Source organism: Pseudomonas laurylsulfativorans (assembly GCF_002906155.1).
GTDB lineage: Bacteria > Pseudomonadota > Gammaproteobacteria > Pseudomonadales > Pseudomonadaceae > Aquipseudomonas > Aquipseudomonas laurylsulfativorans.
This window is the reverse complement of record NZ_MUJK01000010.1, coordinates 147,818-164,094: the sequence shown is the minus strand read 5'-3', so window position 1 is coordinate 164,094 and position 16,277 is coordinate 147,818. Positions and strand designations below refer to the sequence as shown.

Genomic DNA, 16,277 nt, shown 5'->3' with positions numbered 1-16,277 from the left:
GTTCCAGCCTGTGCATCCCGACAATATTCTTCGCCCGAGCTTCTGTCCTCAAACTGGCAACTATTGGCTGCCACCGTCGTCATCACCCGGGCTACCGCTGGTGGTCGAACCGAGGCCACCACTGCTGGGCGTTTTTTTGTCCGGCAGGTTCGTCCCGCCCTGACGCCCCATGTCATTGCCCTGGGTGCGTGGATCGGTGCCGGTGGAGGGAGGGAGGTTTTGATCAATCGTGGTGCCATCGGTGTTCATGCCCGGGGCACTCTGGATGGCCGGCGCCCGGGGTTTTTCCACTGGATTGGTCGGGCCGGTGCTCGAGCCGATGGCCCCGGCGAAGGAGGCAGAGGACAGCAGGGCAGTGAGGGCGAGGGCGGTCAACCTGGACAGGATCATGGTGTTGTCTCCAACGGGTAGAGTCCTTACCTGATTAGTACGCCCTCGAACCGGATGGGTGCATTGTCAGCGACGAACGGCTCAGGCTTGCTGCAGTGCCTTGGCCGTGGTCACCCGACGCCAGATCAACCGGCTCACGGTGATCAGCCAGTTGAGCGAGGCAACTACCAGCACGGTGAGCAACAGCGTGGCCATGCCTTGCTCGACGATGATTTTCCCAGCCAGCAACGGGAAGCCGAACACGCCGATGAAATACGACAGGCTGAACAGCAGCAAGGATTGCGCGGTGGTGCCTTGTGGCGCTTCATTGGCGGCCAGGCCGTTGATCACCGAGTAGGTCAGGCCGTAACCGATCCCGAGCATCACCGCCGCGAGTACGTAGGTGAAACCGCTATCGACGACAAAACCGAACATCACGATCGATGCCAGCATCAAGCCCGAGAGCAGGCAGGAGGCGCGAAACGGGTCGCGTTTGACCACGTAACCGGCGATCAACATGCGCGCACTGATCGCCGCGCTCATGAAACCGAGGAAGAACAACGAATAGTCCAGAGAGCGCGCCGCCGCGTAGCTGGTTTGAAAGCTCGACAGACCGCCGAACACACAGCCGCCGAGACCGACCATGATGATCGGGAAAACGGCCCGGGAGGACAGTACCTGACCTGCCGCACGCCAGGAAATCCGCGATACGCTGGTTGATTGGGTGTTTGCCTGTTTCAACTGCCGATCCAGGCGCCAGAACAGCAGCACACCGATCAGGCTGGCCAGCGCCGCCAGATAAAACGCAGCGGTCACCGGATAACCGAGGGCGCTCGCCGCGCGACCGAGCAACGGACCGCTGCCGATCCCGGTCATCATGCTGCCCGACAGCAGGGCGAAGTATTTGGCGCGTTGTGCAGGCGTCACCAGGCTCGCCACGATGATCGGTCCCAGGGTGTAGAACACGCCCCAGCCCAGGCCCAGCAGCAGGCCGAAAAACAACAGCAGATGACCGAAGCCCGGCGTCAGGGCGAAACCCAGGCTGGCTGCTACCAGCAAAACACCGAACAGCGCCACCGATCGGGCGGCACCGAGCAAGTCGGACAAATGACCTGAAACAATCACTGCCGCAAAGGTGCTGAGCATCGCCGCCGAAATCACGCTGCCGGCGTCGTGCTCGTTGCCACCGCGCGAGCTGATCAACAGTGACAGCAAAAAAGTCGAGCCATAGGACAACGACAACAGGTAACTGGCGAGGCAAAACAGGCCGAACAATTTGCTTGAAACAGGAGGTGTTGCGGTAGACATGACGCGGTTCCTTGACCGGATAAATGAGCAGCGCCGCTATCTAACCACGCAGTGCGCGAATGTTAGGTCCGAGGTTAGTGATTCCAGGGTTAGTGTTAGCCGGAGTAAAGCCGCTGAACAGGGGGAAGCGATCCTGCTTCTGTGGCGAGGGGGCTTGCCCCCGTTGGCCTGCGAAGCGGGCCCTTTCTCAGCGATTGCGTTACACCTGAAAGACTGCAGTGTTTTTAATGGGGTTGCTGCGCAACCCAACGGGGGCAAGCCCCCTCGCCACAAGTACCGCGCCGACTTAGTATGGCGTTTTCCACTTTTGACAAGGCACGTCCATGACGATCGAAATCCGCCCGGCGACCCCCAGTGACGCACCGCAAATCCTCGCGTTCATCACTGAACTGGCCGACTACGAACGTGCCCGCCATGAAGTCATCGCCAGCGTTGCCGATATCGAGCGCAGCCTCTTCAGCGAAGGCGCCACCGCCCATGGCCTGATCTGCCTGCGCGACGGTGCACCCATCGGTTTCGCGGTGTTCTTCTTCAGCTATTCCACTTGGCTGGGCAGCAATTGCCTGTACCTCGAAGACCTGTACATCACCCCGGAACAACGCGGCGGTGGTGCGGGCAAGACCCTGCTGCGGCATCTGGCGAAAATCGCCTGCGCCAACGACTGCGGCCGTTTCGAGTGGAGCGTGCTGGAGTGGAATACCCCGGCCATCGACTTCTACAAATCCCTGGGGGCGCAACCGCAGGAGGAGTGGGTTCGCTATCGGATGGATGGCGCCGTGCTGCGGGATTTCGCAGCGGGTAACTGATCGCTCTAAAAAGATCGCAGCCTTCGGGCTGCTTTTTTTGCCTTCTCTCACAATATGGGATTGATATTTATATATTGAGATTTTACCCGCCTCAGGTTTATAGTCCCGCTCACTCACTGCCAAAAACCAAAACAGGTGAAGCGATGCAGGCGCAATTGATCGCGCTCGACTGGGGGACAACCTCATTACGTGCTTACAAACTGGCTGAAGGCGGGCAAGTGCTCGAACAGCGTTCGCTGTCGTCGGGGATCATGCAGCTGCCGAAAACGCCGCGAATCATTGACGGCCGGGAATGCGCCGATGGTTTCGAACTGGCCTTCGATGAGGCTTGCGGCGACTGGCTCGATGCCCAGCCGCATTTGCCAGTGATTGCCTGTGGCATGGTCGGCAGCGCCCAGGGCTGGCGCGAAGCGGCCTACCGCGACACGCCGGCAAACGTCGCCACCCTCGGAACTTCCTTGCAAACCGTGCGCAGCCTGCGCGGGGTCGATGTACACATCGTGCCGGGGGTCATCCAGCGTTCGCGTTTGCCGAACGTGATGCGCGGTGAAGAAACCCAGGTGCTCGGTGTGCTGCAAAACCTGGCGGGCGGGGCGGGCTCTGATCTGCTGATCGGCCTGCCGGGCAGCCATTCGAAATGGGTGGAAGTGGCCGACGGCTGCATCGTGCATTTCGATACCTTCATGACCGGCGAAGTGTTTGCCGTGCTCAGCGAGCACAGCATTCTCGGACGCACCCAACAGCGTGGTGGGTCTTTCGATGGCAACGCCTTTGATCGCGGTGTGCAGGTGGCGCTGTCGGCGGACGGTGAAACCGGTCCGCTGTCGACCATGTTCAGCGCCCGCAGCCTGGGGCTGACCGGCGAATTGAGCGACACCGCCCAGGCGGATTACCTGTCCGGCCTGTTGATCGGTCACGAGTTGGCGGCCCTGGCCAATGTCCAGCGGCGTCGGCGCAACAGCGTGCATCTGCCATCGATCATCCTCATCGGTAATACCCAACTTTGTGCCCGCTACAGCCGCGCGCTTGATGCCTGCGGTTTTGCCCGGGTAACCCTGGCCGAACAGGCCACCGAGCGCGGACTGTGGCAACTGGCGCTCGCCGCCGGCCTGGTCACGTCCACCGCACCCCGTTAAACCTGCCTGGAGACCTGACATGCTCAAACAAGCGCTGGCGCAAAACGGCCTGATCGCGATCCTGCGCGGCCTGCGTCCACAGGAAGCCGCCGCCATTGGCGAAGTCCTGTACGCCGCCGGATTTCGCGTCATTGAAGTGCCGCTCAATTCCCCTGAGCCGTACGAAAGTATCCGCATCCTGCGCAGTAGCTTGCCTGCCGATTGCCTGATCGGTGCCGGCACGGTGTTGACACCGGAACAGGTCGAGCAAGTGAAAGCCGCGGGCGGCCAGGTGATCGTCATGCCCCACAGCGATCCGAAGGTCTTGCGCGCAGCGAAGGCAGCCGGGCTGTACCTGTCACCGGGTGTCGCTACACCGACCGAAGCCTTCGCGGCACTGGCTGAAGGCGCGGATGTGCTGAAAATGTTCCCGGCCGAGCAGATGGGACCCGCAGTCGTCAAAGCCTGGCTCGCGGTGTTGCCGGCCGGAACCCTTCTCGTGCCGGTCGGCGGGATCACGCCGGACAACATGCAGGTGTTTATCGACGCAGGCGTCAAAGGTTTCGGCCTCGGCTCCGGTCTGTTCAAACCGGGCATGACGCCTGCGCAAGTGGCGGCCAATGCCAAGGCCTACGTCACGGCCTGGAAAACCCTTCGCTAAGACTTCTTTGGGCGCCGAGCGCGCTGCATCTAATAAGAGAGCCAAAAGATGAAAATCACCAAACTGACCACCTTCATCGTTCCGCCGCGCTGGTGCTTCCTCAAGGTCGAAACCGACGAGGGCGTGACCGGTTGGGGCGAGCCCGTGGTCGAAGGTCGCGCCCACACCGTTGCCGCTGCCGTTGAAGAGTTGTCCGACTACCTGATCGGCAAGGACCCACGCAACATCGAAGACATCTGGACCGTGCTGTACCGAGGCGGCTTCTACCGTGGCGGCGCGATCCACATGAGCGCCCTGGCCGGTATCGACCAGGCCTTGTGGGACATCAAGGGCAAGGCGTTGGGCGTGTCGGTCAGCGATCTGCTGGGTGGTCAGGTGCGGGACAAGATTCGCGTGTATTCGTGGATCGGCGGCGACCGTCCGGCGGACACGGCGCGTGCGGCGAAAGAAGCGGTCGAGCGTGGTTTCACCGCGGTGAAAATGAACGGCACCGAGGAGCTGCAATTCCTCGACACCTTCGACAAGGTCGACCAAGCCCTGGCCAACGTCGCTGCCGTGCGTGATGCGGTCGGCCCGAACGTCGGCATCGGTGTGGACTTCCATGGCCGGGTGCACAAGCCCATGGCCAAGGTGCTGATGAAGGAGCTTGATCCGTACAAGCTGATGTTCATCGAGGAACCGGTGCTCAGTGAAAACTATGAAGCGCTGAAGGAGCTGGCACCGCTGACCAGCACGCCGATTGCTTTGGGTGAGCGGCTGTTCTCGCGTTGGGATTTCAAGCGCGTGCTCAGCGAAGGCTACGTCGACATCATCCAGCCGGATGCTTCCCACGCCGGCGGCATCACCGAAACCCGCAAGATCGCCAACATGGCCGAAGCCTACGACGTGGCGCTGGCGCTGCATTGCCCGCTGGGTCCGATTGCCCTGGCGGCCTGCCTGCAACTGGACGCCGCCTGCTACAACGCGTTCATTCAGGAGCAGAGCCTGGGCATTCATTACAACGAGAGCAACGACCTGCTCGACTACGTCAAAGACCCGCGGGTGTTCGACTACGACAAAGGCTTCGTGAAGATCCCGAACGGCCCGGGCCTGGGCATCGAGATCAACGAGGAATACGTGATCGAACGCGCCGCCATCGGCCACCGCTGGCGCAACCCGATCTGGCGCCATGCCGACGGCAGTTTTGCCGAGTGGTGAGTGATCTCTAACCCACCACAAATTCCCTGTAGGAGCCGGCTTGCTGGCGATAGAGGCACATCATTCAATATTGATGGTGTCTGACACACCGCTATCGCCAGCAAGCCGGCTCCTACAGGGTTAGCGCCAGTCTTAAAACGACCTCAATAACCATAAGAAGAGGCACCCCCCATGCAACCGCAAACCCTCACCGGGCAGGCGTCGTTGGTGACGCCCAGTCGCAAGCGATTTTTCATCATGGTGCTGTTGTTCATCACCGTGGTGATCAACTACCTGGACCGCAGCAACCTGTCGATTGCCGCCCCGGCGCTGACCAGTGACCTGGGTATCGATCCGATCCACGTCGGCCTGATTTTCTCCGCCTTCGGCTGGACCTACGCCGCCATGCAGATCCCCGGCGGCTGGCTGGTGGACCGCGTGCCGCCACGGATTCTGTACAGCGTCGCTTTGCTGCTGTGGTCGGTGGCCACGGTGATGCTCGGCTTCGCGGCCAGCTTCATCGCGCTGTTCGTGCTGCGCATGGCGGTCGGAGCGCTGGAGGCCCCGGCATACCCGATCAACAGTCGCGTGGTCACCACCTGGTTCCCTGAGCGCGAGCGCGCCACGGCCATCGGTTTCTACACCTCCGGGCAATTCGTCGGCCTGGCTTTCCTGACACCGGTGCTGGCCTGGTTGCAGCACGAATTCGGCTGGCACATGGTGTTCGTTGCCACGGGTTCGGTGGGCATTGTGTGGGCGGTGATCTGGTACGCGGTGTATCGCGAGCCGCGGGATTTCAAAGGCGCCAATGATGCGGAAATCGACTTGATTCGCGAGGGCGGCGGGTTGGTGGATATCCAGGCCGAGCAGGCCAAGGTCAAAGCCAAATTCAGCTGGACCGACCTGGGCATTGTCCTGACCAAGCGCAAGCTCTGGGGTATCTACCTCGGGCAGTTCTGCCTCAACTCGACGCTGTGGTTTTTCCTGACGTGGTTTCCGACCTACCTGGTGAAGTACCGCGGCATGGACTTCATCAAGTCCGGCCTGTTGGCGTCGCTGCCGTTTCTCGCCGCGTTTGTCGGTGTGCTGTGCTCCGGTTTCTTCTCGGACTTTTTGATCCGTCGCGGCTACACGGTAGGTTTTGCCCGCAAGTTGCCGATCATCAGTGGCTTGCTGATTTCCACCTCGATCATCGGTGCCAACTTTGTCGAGTCGACGCCGCTGGTGATTGCCTTCCTCGCGCTGGCGTTTTTCGGCAACGGCCTGGCTTCGATTACCTGGTCGCTGGTGTCGACCCTGGCTCCGGCGCGCTTGCTCGGGCTGACCGGCGGGGTGTTCAACTTCATCGGCAACCTGTCGGCGATCGCCACGCCTATCGTGATCGGTTTCCTCGCGACGGGTGATTCCTTTGCCCCGGCGATTACCTACATCTCGGTGTTGGCGTTGATTGGCGCGCTGTCCTACATCCTGCTGGTGGGCAAGGTCGAGCGTATCAAGTTGTAGTCGTGGCACGCGGGCGACCATAATGCCGCCCGTTCACTCGCTCAACGGTAAAGGCTGGATATGCAGGAAGACGCCCCAAAAATCGCCAAGGACGCCGCACCGACCGGTACCCAGACCCTGCTTCGCGGGTTGGGTGTGGTTCATGCCGTGGCCAGCGGTGCCCGCGATCTCAAGGAAATCGCCCGGCTGATTGGCACCACGCGCAGCACCACCCATCGCCTGGCCAGTTGCCTGGTGGACGAGCGATATCTGCGGGTGGTGCCGCAAATCGGTTATCTGCTGGGGCCCAAGCTGATTGAGCTGGGCTTTCAGGCCCGTGAAGAATTGCCCTTGGTGACCCTGGCCGGGCCGTATCTGGATGAGTTGTCGGCGTTGACCGGCGACACCATTCACCTGGCGATTCGTGAAGGCGACGAAGTGCTGTACCTGCACAAGAACCCGGGGCGCAATGGTCCGGAAATGCGTTCGCGGGTCGGCCATCGCATGCCGCTGGCGCGCACCGGGATCGGCAAGGCGCTGATGCTCGATGATTCGCCGCAAGAGTGGCAGCGCCTGTACGAAGTCAGCCTGCCGGTGGGTGGGAAAAACCAGTTCTGGCCGCAGCACCCCGAGCAATCCTGGGAGCAGTTCGAGCAGCGCATGGTCGAGTACGTGGCCGGCGGTTATGCCTTCGATCTGGAAGATAACGAGCCGTCGATTCGTTGCGTGGCGGCGCCGGTGCGCGATGCCAGCAAGCGCATCGTCGCCGGCATCAGCATCGCGAGCACCGTGCCGTACATGCCGCTGGAAAAAATGGCCGAGCTGATTCCCCTGATCAAAGGGGTCACGGCCCGGCTGTCGGCGGAGCTTGGCCTCAAGGTTTAAACCTTGAGGGTCGCCATGTCGATGACGAAGCGGTACTTCACGTCACCGGCGATCATTCGAGCGTAAGCCTCGTTGATCTGGCGGATGTCGAGCATTTCGATGTCGCAGGTGATGTTGTGCTCGGCGCAGAAATCCAGCACCTCCTGGGTTTCTGCAATGCCGCCGATCAGCGAGCCGGCGAGCACGCGACGCCCCAACACCAGTTTGGCGGCATGTACCGGCGGCTCCACCGGTTCGATCAAACCCACCAGAATATGCACGCCGTCGAAACGCAGCGTATCGAGGTATGGGTTGAGGTCGTGCTGTACCGGAATGGTGTCGAGCAGGAAGTCGAAATGCCCGGCGGCGGCCTGCATCTGGGCATCGTCGGTGGACACGATCACATGGTCCACGCCCTGGCGGCGAGCCTCTTCGGCCTTGCTTGCCGAGCGGGTGAACAGCGTCACTTCGGCGCCCATGGCCTTGGCGAATTTGATGCCCATGTGGCCCAGGCCACCCATGCCGAGAATCCCGACTTTGTCACCGGCCTTCACGCCGTAGTGCTTGAGCGGTGAGTAGGTGGTGATGCCGGCGCAGAGGATCGGCGCGGCACTGGCCGGGGCCAGTTTTTCCGGGATGCGCACCACGAAGTGCTCGCTGACCACGATGCTGTCGGAGTAGCCGCCCATGGTGTTGCTGCCGTCGACCCGGTCCGGGGTGGCGTAGGTCATGGTCGGGCCTTCGAGGCAGTATTGCTCCAGGTTGGCCCGGCAAGCCTCGCAGCTGCGGCACGAGTCGACCATGCAGCCGACACCGACCAGATCACCGATTTTGTGTTTAGTAACGTTTGCACCGACGGCGGTAACTTTGCCTACGATTTCGTGGCCAGGCATCAGCGGGTAAACGGCAATGCCCCACTCGTTGCGGGCCTGATGGATGTCGGAATGGCAGACGCCGCAGTAGAGAATCTCGATGGCAACGTCGTCAGGCCTTGGGCTACGACGTTCGAATTTCACGGGGGCGAGGGGAGTGGTGGCCGACTGGGCGGCGTATCCGATGGCGGTGTACATGGTGAACCTCGCAAAAGCAGTGACAGGTGAGGTGGCGCATTCTGGGCGCCGTCCCCCGTACCGGAAATGGCGATTCCTCCGGGTGTCATGCCTATTCCTCCGGCATGCGGGGGTGAGCCGTCGCATTGGCCAGCGGATCTGCGATGATGCTTTCATCCCTTTTTCCGTGACTTTTTTTGTGAAGAGCCCCGATGCTGTTGACCCGTCATCTTGATGCCAATGCCGCGCTGGTTTCGCTGATCGAACCGCTGTCCACCCGCGACGGTTTTGTCCCGACTGCCTTGCCGGGCGTGCAGGTTCTGCGGGCAAGTTGTGACGTGGCCCGTGGGCCGCAGATCTACGAGCCGAGCCTGGTGATCATCGCCCAGGGCAGCAAACTGGCGTACCTGGGGCCGCGCACCCTGGAATACGGGGCAGGGCACTATCTGATTCAGGCGCTGCCGGTGCCGTTCGAGTGTGAAACTTTTGCGGCGCCGAGCGGGCCGATGTTGGGCGTTTCCGTCGCGATCGACCGGGTGATGCTGGGCGAGCTGGTGTTGGCGATGGGCCTGGCACCGGGGCGGCATATTCCGGCTCAAACACCGGAGTCCATGACCTCGGCAGTGCTTGATGACGCCATGCGTGGTTGTGTCGAGCGGCTGTTGCGTTGCCTGCACGATCCGCTGGAATGCCAGATCATGGGGCAAGCGCGTTTGCGCGAATTGTTGTTCGTCGCATTGCGTGGTCCGCAAGCCGATGTATTGCGGGCGCTGGTTGAACAGCAGGGGCAGTTCGCCCGGATCGCGGCATCGCTCAGTCACCTGCATGCGCATTACACCGAACCATTGAACGTCGAGACCCTGGCCAGTTGCGCGAACATGAGTGCGTCGACCTTTCACGAGCATTTCAAGCGCAGCACCTTGTTGTCGCCGGTGCAGTATCTGAAGCGATTACGTCTGCTCAGGGCGCAGCAGCTGTTGCTGGGCGAGGGGCTGGGCGTGGCACAAGTGGCGCATCGGGTGGGGTATCAGAGTACGTCGCAGTTCAGTCGCGAGTACAAGCGGTACTTCGAGCGTAACCCGGGAGAAGAACGCGCCGCCTGACTCACCGCCAATCCCTTGTAGGAGCCGGCTTGCTGGCGATAGCGGTGTGACAGAGGGCATCTGTTTCGGCTGATACACCGCCATCGCCGGCAAGCCGGCTCCTACAATGGTTTGTGATCATAATTGCACGCAACAAAAAGGCCCCCATGTCGGGAGCCTTGATGTTTGCGGTTCGGCTTACATGTTCGGGTAAGTCGGGCCGCCAGCGCCTTCCGGCGTTACCCAGGTGATGTTCTGTGCAGGATCCTTGATGTCGCAGGTCTTGCAGTGAACACAGTTCTGGGCGTTGATCTGGAAGCGCTTCTCGCCGTCTTCCTTGGTGATCACTTCGTACACGCCGGCCGGGCAGTAACGCTGGGCAGGCTCATCGTACAGTGGCAGGTTCTTGCTGATCGGGATGCTTGGGTCGGTCAGCTTCAGGTGGCACGGTTGCTCTTCTTCATGGTTGGTACCGGAGATGAACACCGAGCTCAGTTTGTCGAAGCTGATCTTGCCGTCCGGCTTCGGGTAGTCGATCTTCTTGCAGTCGGCCGCCAGCTTCAGGCAGGCGTAATCCGGCTTGGTGTCGTGCAAGGTGAACGGCAGTTTGCCGCCGAAGATGTTCTGGTCCAGCCAGTTGAAACCGCCACCGACGATAGCGCCGAACTTGTGGATCGCCGGGCCGAAGTTGCGGCTGGCGAACAGTTCTTCGTAGAGCCAGCTCTTCTTGAACGCGTCGACGTAGGTGGTCAGTTCTTCGCTGCCGTCCTTCTCTGCGAACAGCGCGTCAGCCACGGATTCAGCGGCGAGCATGCCGGACTTCATCGCAGTGTGGCTGCCCTTGATCTTGGCGAAGTTCAGGGTGCCGAGGTCGCAACCGATCAGCGCGCCGCCCTTGAAGACCATTTTCGGCAGCGAGTTCAGGCCGCCCTTGCAGATGGCGCGGGCACCGTAGCTGATGCGCTTGCCGCCTTCCAGGTACTGCTTGAGCACCGGGTGATGCTTGAGGCGCTGGAACTCATCGAACGGCGACAGGTAGGTGTTGCTGTAGGACAGGTCGACGATCAGACCTACCACGACCTGGTTGTTTTCCAGGTGATAGAGGAACGAGCCACCGGTGTTCTCGGTGCCCATGATGTCCATCGGCCAGCCGGCGGTGTGTACCACCAGGCCAGGCTGGTGCTTGGCCGGGTCGACTTCCCAGATTTCTTTCAGGCCGATGCCGTAGTGCTGCGCGTCGGCATCGCTGTCGAGGTTGAAACGCTTGATCAACTGCTTGCCGATGTGGCCGCGGCAACCTTCGGCGAACAGCGTGTATTTGCCACGCAGTTCCATGCCCGGAGTGTACAGGCCTTCCTTTGGATGGCCTTCGCGGTCGACACCGAGGTCACCGGTGATGATCCCGCGCACTACGCCGTTTTCGTCGATCAGCGCTTCCTGGGCAGCGAAGCCCGGGTAGATTTCCACGCCCAGGTTCTCGGCCTGCTGGGCCAGCCAGCGGCACAGGTTGCCCAGGGAGATGATGTAGTTGCCTTCGTTGTGCATGGTCTTGGGCACAAAGAAATCAGGAATTTTCTGCGCGCTTTCAGCGTTCTTCAGAACAAAGATGTCGTCACGGGTGACGGGGGTGTTCAGCGGCGCGCCGAGTTCTTTCCAGTCCGGGAACAGTTCGTTCAGGGCGCGTGGTTCGAACACGGCGCCGGACAGAATGTGAGCACCGACTTCGGAGCCTTTTTCGACCACGCAGACGCTGATTTCCTTACCGGCTTCGGCGGCCTTCTGCTTCAAGCGGCAGGCGGCGGAAAGACCAGCGGGGCCGGCACCGACGATGACAACGTCGAATTCCATGTATTCGCGTTCCACAGGTTATCTCCTACTCAAGGCTCAACAGTTTTTTTTCTAATTTGGAGGTTGGGTGTCGCATCCATGAATCCCAGCGCAACGCCGGGAGCGGACAATCGATTGACCACCTTTCTCTTTGGGTGGCGCATTATATCTACACCACTCTCAGCGTCCAATACAAACGTTTGTTTGAATTGGCTCAAAGCCAGAGAAATCAAAGTCACGCGCCTTATGAACGGCTGTTTTGGCGTATTGACCGGAATAGGCGTTCCGGTCAAGATACGGTCGGTTTTGCGCTCGCCGTAGGCTGACTGTTGGTTTCAAGAGCACCTCTAAAGACAGGGCGATGGCAGTAGAGAGTGATGCGCTGCGCGGGTTTGATGCGCAGTTTACACGCCGCGATGTTGAATGACTCGTCAGTCACTACTGACGAACGGTCATCCAGATCATGAGTGATGGTCACTTGACACGTTTGCCGGCGTTTTTGGAGGTGCCCTTGCGCCCGATGAGCATCAACCGCCAGGTTCGCCTAGGCGACTTTCTTTTCACCGGAGAGTAACGAGGAATCCATGAAGGTTCTTGTAGCTGTCAAACGCGTTGTGGATTACAACGTCAAGGTTCGCGTCAAGGCGGACAATTCCGGCGTCGATCTTGCCAACGTCAAGATGTCGATGAACCCGTTCTGCGAAATCGCCGTGGAAGAAGCCGTACGCCTGAAAGAGAAAGGTGTTGCGACTGAAATCGTCGTCGTCTCCGTAGGCCCGTCCACTGCTCAAGAGCAACTGCGCACCGCGCTGGCTCTGGGTGCCGACCGCGCCATCCTCGTAGAAAACGCCGAAGACCTGACTTCCCTGGCTGTTGCCAAACTGTTGAAAGCTGTTGTCGACAAGGAACAGCCTCAGCTGGTGATCCTTGGCAAACAGGCCATCGACAGCGACAACAACCAGACTGGCCAGATGCTCGCTGCATTGAGCGGCTACGGTCAGGGCACTTTCGCTTCGAAAGTCGAAATCAGTGGCGACAGCGTTGCTGTAACCCGTGAAATCGACGGCGGCGCGCAGACAGTTTCCCTGAAACTGCCGGCCATCGTCACCACCGACCTGCGTTTGAACGAGCCGCGCTACGCGTCCCTGCCAAACATCATGAAAGCCAAGAAGAAGCCTCTCGAAGTGCTGACTCCGGATGCTTTGGGCGTTTCCACCGCCTCCACCAACAAGACCGTGAAAGTCGAAGCGCCTGCTGCACGCAGCGCGGGTATCAAGGTCAAGTCGGTGGCTGAACTGGTCGAGAAACTGAAAAACGAAGCGAAGGTAATCTAAATGACTATCTTGGTTATTGCTGAACACGACAACAAAGTGCTGGCCCCGGCCACGCTGAACACTGTTGCTGCTGCTGCCAAAATCGGTGGCGACATCCACGTTCTGGTTGCAGGCCAGGGCGCTGGCGCCGTGGCTGAAGCCGCTGCGAAAGTCGCTGGCGTGGCTAAAGTGCTGGTGGCCGACAACGCTGCCTACGCTCACCAGCTGCCGGAAAACGTTGCGCCTCTGGTTGCAGAATTGGGCAAGGGCTACAGCCACATCCTGGCTGCCGCTACTTCCAACGGCAAAAACATCCTGCCGCGCGTTGCCGCTGCCCTGGACGTTGACCAGATCTCCGAGATCATCTCGGTAGAAAGCGCTGACACCTTCAAGCGTCCGATCTATGCCGGTAACGCCATCGCTACCGTTCAATCGAGCGCTGCGGTCAAAGTGATCACCGTGCGTGCCACCGGTTTCGACCCGGTTGCCGCTGAAGGTGGCTCCGCTGCCGTTGAAGCGGTTGCTGCTGCCCACGATGCTGGCATCTCCAGCTTCGTTGGCGAAGAACTGGCCAAGTCCGATCGTCCGGAACTGACCGCTGCCAAGATCGTCGTTTCCGGCGGCCGTGGCATGCAGAACGGCGACAACTTCAAACACCTGTACGCCCTGGCCGACAAGCTGGGCGCTGCTGTCGGTGCTTCCCGCGCCGCGGTCGACGCAGGTTTTGTGCCGAACGACATGCAGGTCGGTCAGACTGGCAAGATCGTTGCTCCACAGCTGTACATCGCCGTCGGTATCTCCGGCGCGATCCAGCACCTGGCCGGCATGAAAGACTCCAAAGTGATCGTTGCGATCAACAAGGACGAAGAAGCGCCGATCTTCCAGGTGGCCGATTACGGCCTGGTGGCAGACCTGTTCGAAGCCATCCCTGAGCTGGAGAAGCTGGTCTAATCCGGCTGCTTCACTTATAAAGAGCCCGGCCTTATGGTCGGGCTTTTTTTTGCCCCCGTTTTACCTGATCGATACCGGCACCTGTAGGAGCGAGCTTGCTCGCGAAGGTCTCAATTGCACCACGGTGATCCAGAATGTGCGCGTCATCGTTAACGCCCTTCGCGAGCAAGCTCGCTCCTACAGGGGGGGGGCATAACTGGTTTGAGTGGAGTGAACGGCTATGGATCTGCGCTGTGTGTGGGGCTTGCTGGGGTTGGCGCTATTGCCGACGTTGACGGTCGCCGCAGGCAAATGCGAACGCCTGGTGGTCACCGGCAGCCCGGACGCGCCACCGTACCTGTGGCAAGACCCGCAGAATCCCAAACACCTGATCGGTGCCAGCGCCGATTTGCTGCAGCAAGTGGCGGGGGAGTTGGGGCTCAAGGTCGAACTGCTTTATGCCGGCAAGCGTTCCCAGGCCCTGGACGAAGTGCGCAGCGGACGCATGGACATGCTGGCGGACGCACCGTTGACGGTCAGCGAGCTGGAAACCCTGGATTACATCCACCCCCCCTTGCTGGAAAACGACTATCTGGTCTGGACCCGCAAGGACTCGGCTTTGGTCTACAACCAAGCGCAGGACTTGCACGGTCATTCCGGAGCCGTGTCGGAAAAAGCTCGAATGACTCAGGAGTTCAGCACGTTTGCCGGACAGCAACTGACCCTCGCACGCACGTCCAACCTGACCCTGGCCTTTCAGAAACTGCTGTTGGGCGAGGTCGAATTTGTACTGGCAGGACGTTACTCGGGCATGGCGATCGCACAGACACTGGGCATGGCCGGTGATCTGAGCCCGCGCTCGCAACCGGTCGACAAGCCTGGCCTGTACCTGGCGATTTCCCATGACTCGGCCTGCAACGATCCATGGTTGCGCGGACAGTTGGCCAAAAAGATGACAGAATTGCCCGCGTCCGGACTGACGGAGGCCGTGCTGATGCGCAATATTGAGCGTTGGAAGGCACAACGCTCACAACCGCAGCAACCCCCGCAACACCCCGTCAGTACCCCAAAACAGTAGGGATATTTAGTGAGTATTCGACCTCTTTTCGCTGCCGTGGCCATTGCCACCCTGGCCGGTTGTGCAACCGATCCTGCGCCGAATGAACAATTTCGCCTGACCGAACAGGCACTCGAACAAGCCAAGGCCGTGGGCGCCACCGCCGACGATGTGCCGGAAATGAAACTGGCCGAAGACAAGTTCAACCGCGCCAAGGGCAACATGACTGATCAATCCTTCAAAAACGCACGCATGCGGGCCGAACAGGCCGAACTCGATGCGCGCCTGGCTGAAGCCAAGGTGTTGACGGCCAAGAGCGAAGAACAGTTGAACGTGCTGAACAGCCGCATCGCCCGCCTGCGCAAGCAACTGGGAGATGCCGAATGAGCCTCAAGAGCAAAGTCCTTGGCGGTTTGATCCTGGCAGGTTGCGCAAGCCTGACTGGCTGCGTCAGCCAGCACAGCGAGACCGCGTTGCAGCAGGCCGGTGCCGACTTTCAGAAGGTCAAGGAAGATTCCAATGTGCTGCGCATCGCCCCCAAGGACGTGATTCGCGCCGGTGAGTCCCTGGCCCGTGCCGATCGCCTGTCCAGCTATTGGGGCAGCGGTTCGGACGTGGTGCATTACGCTTACCTGAGCCAACGTTACAGCGCCATTGCCCGGGAACACACCAATCAGGCGCTCAACGAAGAGCAAGTGGCAAAACTTGAACTGGAGCGGCAGCGCCTGCAACTGGCACTGCGCGAATCCAAACTGTTCAGTGTGCAGCAGCAAGGCAAATGGCTCGAAGAACAGATCCTGGCTTTGACCACTGCTCAGACCGACCGCGGTCTGGTGATGACCTTGGGCGACATGCTGTTCGACACGGGCGAAGCGGAATTGAAACCGTCGGCCAACCGTGTGGTGTTGAAGATCGTGCAGTTCCTGCAACTCAATCCCAAGCGTGTGGTGCGGATCGAAGGTTATACGGACAGCACCGGGGGCAAGCAGGAAAACCTCAAGCTGTCTCGCGACCGCGCGCAATCGGTGGCTGACGTGCTGATGGACCTGGGTATCGATGACAAGCGCATCCAGGTCGAGGGTTATGGCGACGAGTATCCGGTGGACGCGAATGCGTCGGAACGGGGCCGAGCGCAGAACCGTCGGGTAGAAATTGTGTTTTCCGACGAAAAGGGCCAGCTCGGCGCCGCCCGCTAAGGGTTGCGTCGCTGGAAAACCCGGTCTGCCATGCAGTGCCGG

Annotated in this window: 16 protein-coding genes; 12 read left to right on the top strand and 4 right to left on the bottom strand. The window is 60.5% G+C overall.

Annotated elements, in window-relative coordinates:
* Positions 1-60: 60 nt before the first annotated feature.
* A complete protein-coding gene (locus B0D71_RS24775) occupies positions 61-390 on the bottom strand; it encodes a hypothetical protein (protein WP_103397050.1) in 330 nt (109 codons plus the stop codon).
* An 81-nt stretch (positions 391-471) separates the two neighbouring features.
* On the bottom strand, positions 472-1,677 hold the full coding sequence (locus B0D71_RS24770; RefSeq protein ID WP_103397049.1) for an MFS transporter: 1,206 nt from the start codon (positions 1,675-1,677) through the stop codon (positions 472-474).
* A gap of 323 nt (positions 1,678-2,000) precedes the next feature.
* Between B0D71_RS24770 and B0D71_RS24760 the strand changes: the two genes are divergently transcribed.
* The 6 genes from B0D71_RS24760 to B0D71_RS24735 all read left to right on the top strand — a co-directional run bounded on the left by B0D71_RS24760 (position 2,001) and on the right by B0D71_RS24735 (position 7,802).
* Positions 2,001-2,483 carry a GNAT family N-acetyltransferase gene (locus tag B0D71_RS24760; RefSeq protein ID WP_008047047.1) on the top strand — a complete coding sequence of 161 codons (483 nt, stop codon included), beginning with the start codon at positions 2,001-2,003 and terminating at the stop codon, positions 2,481-2,483.
* A gap of 143 nt (positions 2,484-2,626) precedes the next feature.
* The gene (locus B0D71_RS24755; protein ID WP_103397047.1) at positions 2,627-3,619 is read left to right on the top strand and encodes a 2-dehydro-3-deoxygalactonokinase; all 993 of its coding nucleotides are present in this window, start codon (positions 2,627-2,629) and stop codon (positions 3,617-3,619) included.
* 19 nt (positions 3,620-3,638) lie between these two features.
* Entirely contained in the window at positions 3,639-4,259 is a 621-nt protein-coding gene (locus tag B0D71_RS24750) for a 2-dehydro-3-deoxy-6-phosphogalactonate aldolase (RefSeq protein ID WP_103397046.1), read from the top strand.
* 48 nt (positions 4,260-4,307) lie between these two features.
* On the top strand, positions 4,308-5,456 hold the full coding sequence (gene dgoD / locus B0D71_RS24745; protein WP_008047041.1) for a galactonate dehydratase: 1,149 nt from the start codon (positions 4,308-4,310) through the stop codon (positions 5,454-5,456).
* A gap of 171 nt (positions 5,457-5,627) precedes the next feature.
* Positions 5,628-6,938 (top strand): MFS transporter, encoded by a 1,311-nt coding sequence (locus tag B0D71_RS24740; protein WP_103397045.1) that lies wholly within the window; start codon positions 5,628-5,630, stop codon positions 6,936-6,938.
* 60 nt (positions 6,939-6,998) lie between these two features.
* Complete coding sequence (locus B0D71_RS24735; RefSeq protein ID WP_103397044.1) at positions 6,999-7,802, top strand: IclR family transcriptional regulator; 804 nt, start codon at positions 6,999-7,001, stop codon at positions 7,800-7,802.
* Here B0D71_RS24735 and B0D71_RS24730 read toward each other — a convergent pair.
* Complete coding sequence (locus tag B0D71_RS24730) at positions 7,799-8,851, bottom strand: NAD(P)-dependent alcohol dehydrogenase (protein ID WP_103397043.1); 1,053 nt, start codon at positions 8,849-8,851, stop codon at positions 7,799-7,801. The two genes, B0D71_RS24735 and B0D71_RS24730, sit on opposite strands and share 4 nt — an antisense overlap.
* Before the next feature lie 191 nt (positions 8,852-9,042).
* Here B0D71_RS24730 and B0D71_RS24725 point away from each other — a divergent pair, with 191 nt between their 5' ends.
* Positions 9,043-9,933: an AraC family transcriptional regulator gene (locus B0D71_RS24725; protein WP_103397042.1), complete on the top strand. Its 891-nt coding sequence runs from the start codon at positions 9,043-9,045 to the stop codon at positions 9,931-9,933.
* Positions 9,934-10,110: 177 nt separating this feature from the next.
* Here the strand turns inward: B0D71_RS24725 and B0D71_RS24720 are convergent, their stop codons facing one another.
* Positions 10,111-11,775 (bottom strand): electron transfer flavoprotein-ubiquinone oxidoreductase, encoded by a 1,665-nt coding sequence (locus B0D71_RS24720; RefSeq protein ID WP_103397041.1) that lies wholly within the window; start codon positions 11,773-11,775, stop codon positions 10,111-10,113.
* A gap of 548 nt (positions 11,776-12,323) precedes the next feature.
* Here B0D71_RS24720 and B0D71_RS24715 point away from each other — a divergent pair.
* The 5 genes from B0D71_RS24715 (at position 12,324) to B0D71_RS24695 (ending at position 16,235) form a co-directional block, all read left to right on the top strand.
* Complete coding sequence (locus tag B0D71_RS24715) at positions 12,324-13,073, top strand: electron transfer flavoprotein subunit beta/FixA family protein (RefSeq protein WP_103397040.1); 750 nt, start codon at positions 12,324-12,326, stop codon at positions 13,071-13,073.
* Entirely contained in the window at positions 13,074-14,003 is a 930-nt protein-coding gene (locus B0D71_RS24710; protein WP_103397039.1) for an electron transfer flavoprotein subunit alpha/FixB family protein, read from the top strand.
* A 220-nt stretch (positions 14,004-14,223) separates the two neighbouring features.
* Entirely contained in the window at positions 14,224-15,060 is an 837-nt protein-coding gene (locus tag B0D71_RS24705) for a substrate-binding periplasmic protein (protein WP_103397038.1), read from the top strand.
* A gap of 9 nt (positions 15,061-15,069) precedes the next feature.
* Complete coding sequence (locus tag B0D71_RS24700; protein WP_103397037.1) at positions 15,070-15,426, top strand: DUF4398 domain-containing protein; 357 nt, start codon at positions 15,070-15,072, stop codon at positions 15,424-15,426.
* Positions 15,423-16,235 (top strand): OmpA family protein, encoded by an 813-nt coding sequence (locus B0D71_RS24695; protein WP_103397036.1) that lies wholly within the window; start codon positions 15,423-15,425, stop codon positions 16,233-16,235. Before B0D71_RS24700 ends, B0D71_RS24695 begins: the two co-directional genes overlap by 4 nt.
* Positions 16,236-16,277: the final 42 nt, after the last annotated feature.

Excerpts from the sequence above, each read along its gene's own strand:
- B0D71_RS24775 (WP_103397050.1), bottom strand. The coding sequence starts at position 390 with ATGATCCTGTCCAGGTTGACCGCCCTCGCCCTCACTGCCCTGCTGTCC.
- B0D71_RS24770 (WP_103397049.1), bottom strand. The coding sequence starts at position 1,677 with ATGTCTACCGCAACACCTCCTGTTTCAAGCAAATTGTTCGGCCTGTTT.
- B0D71_RS24760 (WP_008047047.1), top strand. The coding sequence starts at position 2,001 with ATGACGATCGAAATCCGCCCGGCGACCCCCAGTGACGCACCGCAAATC.
- B0D71_RS24755 (WP_103397047.1), top strand. The coding sequence starts at position 2,627 with ATGCAGGCGCAATTGATCGCGCTCGACTGGGGGACAACCTCATTACGT.
- B0D71_RS24750 (WP_103397046.1), top strand. The coding sequence starts at position 3,639 with ATGCTCAAACAAGCGCTGGCGCAAAACGGCCTGATCGCGATCCTGCGC.
- dgoD (WP_008047041.1), top strand. The coding sequence starts at position 4,308 with ATGAAAATCACCAAACTGACCACCTTCATCGTTCCGCCGCGCTGGTGC.
- B0D71_RS24740 (WP_103397045.1), top strand. The coding sequence starts at position 5,628 with ATGCAACCGCAAACCCTCACCGGGCAGGCGTCGTTGGTGACGCCCAGT.
- B0D71_RS24735 (WP_103397044.1), top strand. The coding sequence starts at position 6,999 with ATGCAGGAAGACGCCCCAAAAATCGCCAAGGACGCCGCACCGACCGGT.
- B0D71_RS24730 (WP_103397043.1), bottom strand. The coding sequence starts at position 8,851 with ATGTACACCGCCATCGGATACGCCGCCCAGTCGGCCACCACTCCCCTC.
- B0D71_RS24725 (WP_103397042.1), top strand. The coding sequence starts at position 9,043 with ATGCTGTTGACCCGTCATCTTGATGCCAATGCCGCGCTGGTTTCGCTG.
- B0D71_RS24715 (WP_103397040.1), top strand. The coding sequence starts at position 12,324 with ATGAAGGTTCTTGTAGCTGTCAAACGCGTTGTGGATTACAACGTCAAG.
- B0D71_RS24710 (WP_103397039.1), top strand. The coding sequence starts at position 13,074 with ATGACTATCTTGGTTATTGCTGAACACGACAACAAAGTGCTGGCCCCG.
- B0D71_RS24705 (WP_103397038.1), top strand. The coding sequence starts at position 14,224 with ATGGATCTGCGCTGTGTGTGGGGCTTGCTGGGGTTGGCGCTATTGCCG.
- B0D71_RS24695 (WP_103397036.1), top strand. The coding sequence starts at position 15,423 with ATGAGCCTCAAGAGCAAAGTCCTTGGCGGTTTGATCCTGGCAGGTTGC.